Annotated in this window: 6 protein-coding genes and 2 pseudogenes; all 8 read left to right on the top strand. The window is 42.2% G+C overall.

Annotated elements, in window-relative coordinates:
• Positions 1-375: bifunctional hydroxymethylpyrimidine kinase/phosphomethylpyrimidine kinase (thiD, locus tag CCU_RS13120; RefSeq protein WP_208896280.1), on the top strand; the 375-nt coding region annotated here is incomplete at its 5' end.
• Between the two features lie 107 nt (positions 376-482).
• Positions 483-3,146 (top strand): annotated as a pseudogene (locus CCU_RS14215) (YfhO family protein).
• A 91-nt stretch (positions 3,147-3,237) separates the two neighbouring features.
• The gene (gene secG / locus CCU_RS13105) at positions 3,238-3,489 is read left to right on the top strand and encodes a preprotein translocase subunit SecG (RefSeq protein WP_015534991.1); all 252 of its coding nucleotides are present in this window, start codon (positions 3,238-3,240) and stop codon (positions 3,487-3,489) included.
• 116 nt (positions 3,490-3,605) lie between these two features.
• On the top strand, positions 3,606-5,264 hold the full coding sequence (locus CCU_RS13100; RefSeq protein WP_015534990.1) for a ribonuclease R family protein: 1,659 nt from the start codon (positions 3,606-3,608) through the stop codon (positions 5,262-5,264).
• A pseudogene (locus tag CCU_RS15005) lies at positions 5,245-5,298 on the top strand (hypothetical protein); the annotation flags it as partial. The gene CCU_RS13100 and the pseudogene CCU_RS15005, both read left to right, overlap by 20 nt.
• A gap of 81 nt (positions 5,299-5,379) precedes the next feature.
• Complete coding sequence (locus CCU_RS15000) at positions 5,380-5,790, top strand: S1 RNA-binding domain-containing protein (RefSeq protein ID WP_015534989.1); 411 nt, start codon at positions 5,380-5,382, stop codon at positions 5,788-5,790.
• Positions 5,753-6,226, top strand: coding sequence for an SsrA-binding protein SmpB (gene smpB / locus CCU_RS13095; RefSeq protein WP_022216414.1), 474 nt, complete (start codon positions 5,753-5,755; stop codon positions 6,224-6,226). Before CCU_RS15000 ends, smpB begins: the two co-directional genes overlap by 38 nt.
• A 154-nt stretch (positions 6,227-6,380) precedes the next feature.
• Entirely contained in the window at positions 6,381-6,728 is a 348-nt protein-coding gene (locus CCU_RS13090; protein WP_015534988.1) for a hypothetical protein, read from the top strand.
• Positions 6,729-6,829 lie beyond the last annotated feature (101 nt).

The raw sequence follows: 6,829 nt of genomic DNA, 5'->3' as shown, positions 1-6,829 counted from the left end.
GAGGCGCTCACTGGTATATCGGTGAAGAGCGTAGCTGATATGGAGAATGCTGCCAGATGTATATACGGAAAGTATGGCTGCGCTGTCCTTGTAAAGGGTGGACACAGCATAAATGATGCAAATGATATGCTTTTTGACGGGGAGAATATCACCTGGTTTTCGGGTAAGCGTATTGATAATCCGAATACACATGGCACAGGATGTACGCTTTCAAGTGCGATCGCTTCAAATCTCGCAAAGGAATATGATGTAAGTGATTCAGTTAGAATGGCCAAACAATATATATCCGGTGCCCTGGCGGCCATGCTGGATCTGGGATCGGGCAGTGGACCGCTGAATCATGGTTTCGATATACGAAGTAGGTATATGTTATAAATCAGTATGTAAAAGTTAGAAATTCTTTCATTAAAAATTTTTAATCTATATAGTATTTTCACAGATTGTGTAGTATTATATTAAAACTAAATAATCTGGAGAAGAATATGATGGAGAAAGAACAGAGAAAACAGCTCGTTATTCAGATGCTTACAGCGGGCATTATCACATTCTGCCTGCTGTGGCTTCTGTTTTATATAAAAAAGTATGTGCCGTTCGGAGTACATTCACTCGCATCCAAGGATGCTGATTTTCAGTATCTTGATTTTCTGGCATATCTGAAGGATGTATTTGACGGCAAAAATAATATAGATTATTCTTTCAGCAAATCTATAGGAGGGGCCTGCATAGGAGTATTCAGTTACTATCTTTCCAGCCCGTTCAATTTATTGCTGTTGTTATTCGACAAATCCCAGCTTGTATTGTTCGTACATGTGATCATAACGTTAAAGCTTGCCTGTGCGGCGGCGACATTTGCATTTTATCTCAACAGGAGATTTGAAGAGTGGAATGATGGTTCTGTGAAAAAGCAGGCACTTATCATTTTTCTGGCGGTGAGCTATGCAGTGAGTCAGTATGGAATCGCCCAGGCATGTAATATAATGTGGCTTGACGGCTTCTATATGTTACCGCTCATAATGCTGGGCGTGTACAGAGTGGTTAACGGTGGCAGGCCTGTTATGCTTTCCGTATCAGTTGCATTGGCAGTTCTGTTCAACTGGTATATGGGCGGAATCAACTGTGTATTTGCCTGTTTCTGGTTTTTGTTTGAATTTGCATATTTAAGATTGTACAGTGGGGATACTAAGGCTGAGAAGACTGTCATAAAGGATTTTGCCGGAAAACTTGGACGGTTTATATATTCAATGCTGGCGGGAGTTCTGATCAGCGGGGTGTTGTTCCTTCCGACGATAGGTGCGATGCGTTACAGTGTAAGAGGAAGTCTTGATTTCGGCTCTCTGCTCGACATGTCATTTATCGGTGATGTTTCATCTGTGATAGACGGATATTCGCTTGGCGCACAGAGTCAGAAGGGAAGCGTGTCTCTGTACTGCGGATGTCTGGCGCTGATAGGATTTATTGGAATCTTCATCGGTAAGAAACACAATGTAAAGCAGAAGATATTAGCATTTGTCACGCTTGTGGTAATGCTGCTCATGTTTTACTGGAATCCATTGTGCATGGCATTTTCTCTGTTCAAAGAGGTTGGATCATATTGGTACAGATATTCACATGTTGGAATATTCTGCATATTATTCTTTGCCGCTGAATTTTTCCTCTCGGAGGATCTGAATGCTGTAAAATGGCGGGTTATCATTGCAAGTGCGATATTCAGTGCGGCTATGCTTTGTGTAAACTATCTGCATGGAGTCTAGGATAACAAACTTGTATGGCTGACCGATGCGCTTATTGTAGGGGTAGCCGTTTTGATAGCACTCATAAGTAGGCTTTCGAAAAACGTAGGAGCCGGAAGAGTGTTCGGAATTATATTTACGGTCATTCTGTGTGCAGTGCTGACTGTTGAGACAGGATACAGCGTGATGTTGCAAATGGACAATATCCATATCGACAACGGTGAGAGTTTTGTTGAGTATGAGACGGCTATGGAAGGCCTTATAAATGATCTGAAAGAATATGATTCCGATACATACAGGATCAGCCAGACCAGATCAAGGGCGACAAGATCACTCGAAAAAAAGAAAAACAATAATGGCAAAGATACGGATGATAATTTTAAATATAAGAACAATGTCAGAGCAAATTATGACGAGTCGTTTGGTTATGGGTATTGGGCGATAGGATCGTATGTGTCAACCGCTGACAGCACAGTGCTGAACTTCCTTGTGGACACGGGATACAGGAGCGAAGGCGATAACCTAAGTGTTGTCAACATGCCGGTGCTTGGAACTGATTCACTGCTGGGAGTCAGATACATCGTATCTGATTATGCTCTGGAGGGCATGAATAAAGTAGAGGATATTGCAGACAATGCAAATGGAGCCGGTGTATACGAGAACCCATACAGCCTGCCTATGGCATTTGTATATGATTCAGGCAAATATACAGCGGCAAAATATAATGGCAATCCATTTGAATATCAAAATGAGCTCTACAGCGAGCTGCTCGGCAGAAAGGTTGAGATCTATAAGCCTTTAAAGTACGAGACGGTTGTAAGTAAAGCGAAGAAGCGTGTATACAAGATGGAGATCCCGGAAGGTAATTACATCGCTTATGGCAATATCCCATGGAACAGTCTGTTTAATGCAAAGCTGAATGTCAATGGAATATACAGGACCGGATATGCCAGATGGCTTTCGCCGTCAGTGTTCAATATTCCTGTAAATGAGGATCGTGATTACTACAAGGTTGTGCTTCACTCAAAGCAGAAGCTAGATCTGGATGATGGAGCAGAGCAGTTTTATGTTCTTGATCTGGATTTGCTGAAAAGCATAGCAGAGGAGCTTGAGAAATATACCCCTGATGTGATGGATATAGAAAATGGCAGCGCAGAAATTGTTGTAAATGCCAAGGAAGGACAGAGTTTATTCACATCTATTCCTTACTGTGATGGTTGGACAGTCAAAGTTAACGGCCAGAAGGTACAGCCGGATAAGGTGGTAGACAGCCTGTATTCTATAAGTCTTGTTGAGGGTGAGAATGTTGTTGAGATGAAATTCCATGTGAAATATGCAGGCGCAGGTATTGCCTGTTCGATAATAGGTATCGCAATGCTGGTATTTGCGGAGTTTTACAGAAAACGAAGAAAATAGTTATTGAATATATTATTTTGTTGTGTTATTATGTTTCAAGTTGGTGTTAAAATTATACACACACCATTTTTTCGGAAACGGAGGTGTTAAGATGCTGAAGACAATATTAATGGTAATTTATGTTATAGTATGTATAGTATTAGCAATAGTGGTTCTTTCACAGGAAGGAAAGGATGCAAGCCTTACAAGTTCCATATCAGGAGCAGGCGGCGGATTTGACAATTCCTACTGGAGCAAGAATAAGGGAAGCTCAAAGCAGGAGATACTTAAGAAGATAACAGCAGTTCTCACAGTTCTCTTCTTTGTACTTGCATTACTGCTTGACTCAAAGCTTTTCAACTAATAATGATTTCTGATGCTTACATATATTAACTGATATATGTAAGCATTTTTTTGCTCATTATGCAATGTATTTGTGCGGTAGGGATGCGGGCATAATGTATATAGAAAGGGTTTGTTATGGATAATAAGGATTTGGAGTTATACAACAGAAGAAAACAGACGGTATATGAATTTATATGCGATGATGATTATCCGCCTATGAAGTTCAAGGAGATGTGTACATTCCTTCAGGTCCCGGGAGATGAGAGACAGACATTTCTCGATATACTGAATGACCTCACAGAGGAGGGACTGATCATCAGATCGGCAAAAGGACGATATCAGAAGGTCGGAGAAGGGACATACAAGGGAACATTTATCGGCAATCAGAGAGGTTTTGGATTTGTCCGCGTTGAGGGCATGAAGGAGGATTTCTTTGTCCCTGAGAAGAATACCATGGGAGCGTTCCACGGTGATACAGTCCTCATACGTGCGGAGGACAGACCGAAGGGAATGAAGCAGGAAGCATCGGTTATAAAGGTACTTGAGCGTGGACTAAAGAAGGTTGTCGGAGTCTATCAGAAGAATAAGAACTTTGGATTTGTCATACCTGACAATCTGAAAATAGATGGAGACATATTTATATCCAAGGAAAATTCCATGGGCGCCATGGCTGGACATAAGGTTGTGGCGGAGATCATCAGTTATGGAGACAAAGTGAAGTCTCCGGAGGGAAAGATTATAGAGATACTTGGACATATAAATGATCCGGAGAGTGACGTGCTGTCTGTGGTCAGAGCTCTGGACATTCCAGTCGATTTTCCTGACGAGGTCATGGACAGCCTCTCACAGATCCCTGATTTTGTCAGCGCATCGGAGATGGCAGGCAGAACGGATCTCCGACATCTTCAGACAGTGACGATAGATGGCGAGGATGCAAAAGACCTGGACGATGCCATAACACTCTATGAGGCGGACGGAATGTACAAGCTTGGTGTGCACATAGCTGACGTGACCCACTATGTAAAGGAGAATTCCCCTCTGGATAAAGAGGCACTTAACAGAGGTACAAGCTGTTATCTCGTGGACAGGGTAATACCTATGCTTCCGCACAAGCTGTCAAATGGTATCTGTTCGCTGAATGAAGGGCAGGACAGATTGGCGCTGAGCTGCCTTATGGACATAGATCAGAAGGGCCACATAGTAGGACATAAGATATGTGAGACTGTGATCAATGTGGACCGTAGAATGTCATATACAAGTGTGTCTGCAATTGTCGAGGATCACGATCCAGGGGAGACCAGAAAATATGAGGAGCTTGTGCCTATGTTCGAGATGATGCTTCATGTGTCGGATCTTCTCAGAGCTAACAGAAGAAAGCGAGGCTCAATAGATTTTGATTTTGACGAATCGAATATCAAGATAGACTCCGACGGCAAAGTTGTATCAATAGGTGTATATGAGAGACGCAGATCCAATGAGATCATTGAAGATTTTATGCTTGCTGCAAATGAGACGATTGCTGAGGATTATTTCTGGCAGGATATACCATTTGAGTACAGAGTCCATGAGACACCTGATGCAGACAGGGTTGAGCAGCTGGCGCTCCTTATAAGTAATTTTGGAATGTACTTTAAGGCATCAAAGGAGAATATACATCCGAAAGAATTCCAGAAGCTGCTTGACAGGATAAAGGGTGAGCCTTATGAGAATCTTGTGAGCAGGATGGCGCTGAGGACCATGAAACAGGCGAAGTATTCAACGGAGTGCACAGGACATTTTTGGACTTTCGTGTAAGTATTACTGTCATTTTACTTCTCCTATAAGGAGATATCCAGATCTGCAGATACATCGTATAATAAAGGAAAATATACATGGCAGACTTGACTCGAGGAGAATAGAACATTACAGCATGATACTTGACAGGGTGGCTGATGACAATTCGCGCAAGGAGAGAAGAGCTGAGGAAGCTGAGCGTGATGTGGAGAAGCTCAAGAAGGTGGAATATATGTCAGCTCACATTGGCGAGGTCTATGACGGATTTGTCTCAGGAGTTACAAACCGGGGAATGTTCGTGGAACTGCCGAATACGGTGGAAGGCTTTGTGAACGTGGCAGATATGCGCGACGATTATTACTATTTTTCTCAGGAAGATTATGCTATGATAGGTGAGGACACGGGCAAACAATATGCCATCGGTGATCCTATACAGATAAAGGTGAAGAATACAGACAAGATGACGAAGTCGATAGATTTCAGTATTGTATATAAAGGAGAGGATACATTTGTCAAAGGAAAGAGGAAACACTCTCATCGCAAATAACAAAAAGGCATATCACGAGTATTTTATAGAAGAGAAGTTTGAGGCCGGAATAGAGCTTGTGGGAACCGAGGTAAAGTCCATAAGACAGGGACACTGCAGTATCAAGGAAGCATTTGTCGGAATAGACCACGGCGAGGTGTATGTGTACAGAATGAATATCAACCCATATGAGAGGGGGAATATATTCAATAAAGATCCGCTCAGGACGAGAAAGTTGCTGCTCCACAGGTACGAGATCAACAAGCTTATCGGACAGCAGAAGGTGAAGGGTTATACCATTATGCCGCTCAAGGTATATATCAGAGATGGACTTGTCAAGATGGAGATAGGTCTGGCAAGAGGTAAGAAGCTCTACGACAAACGTGAGGATATCGCCAAGAAGGATATGAAGCGCGAGATGGAGAGAGATCTCAAGAGCAGGAGCAAGGACTTCTGATCGTGAGCGTTTGTGGAATTTCTGTGAAATCAAACTTATTATTGGAATTATAATGCAGCTTGTGTTATACTAGCAAGGTGTTGAATAAGATAAGCTGGTTCAGATATAATGTGTGTATCGGAATCAAATAAACGATAGTCTGGAGAAGGGCGTTATGAGTCAGAGTAAAGTAGATAAGAAGAAATATGAGAAAAAGCACCGCAAGGAGATACTTAGGAAGCAGAAGATCAAGAAGATTATTGCTATAACAGTTACGATCGTTGTTATCGCTGCTATAGTTGGAAGCGTTGCGGGTGTGAAGATATATAAGGCGATACCTAAGTATGTTGATGCTTCAGGCTTGTCAGAATATGTAGACAAGACTTGGAAGGACAGCGGTTATGACACTCTGTTTTCTGCTACAGCTTCCGATGCTGAGGACACAGCAGACACAACTGAAAATGCAGAAGATACAGCAGAGGCGACAGATGCAGAGGAAGATACAACTGCTGACGCTGAGTAAGAGCATCTGATAAATTAAGATATATAGGCGCAGGTATTATTTTGATATTTGCTGCATATATTATAAATGATTGGTTATCACTGATCTATGATCAGGGGTTG

This window comes from Coprococcus sp. ART55/1 (assembly GCF_000210595.1).
Lineage (GTDB): Bacteria > Bacillota > Clostridia > Lachnospirales > Lachnospiraceae > Coprococcus > Coprococcus aceti.
Note: the sequence above shows the minus strand (reverse complement) of the source record. Positions and strands in the feature narration are given on the sequence as shown.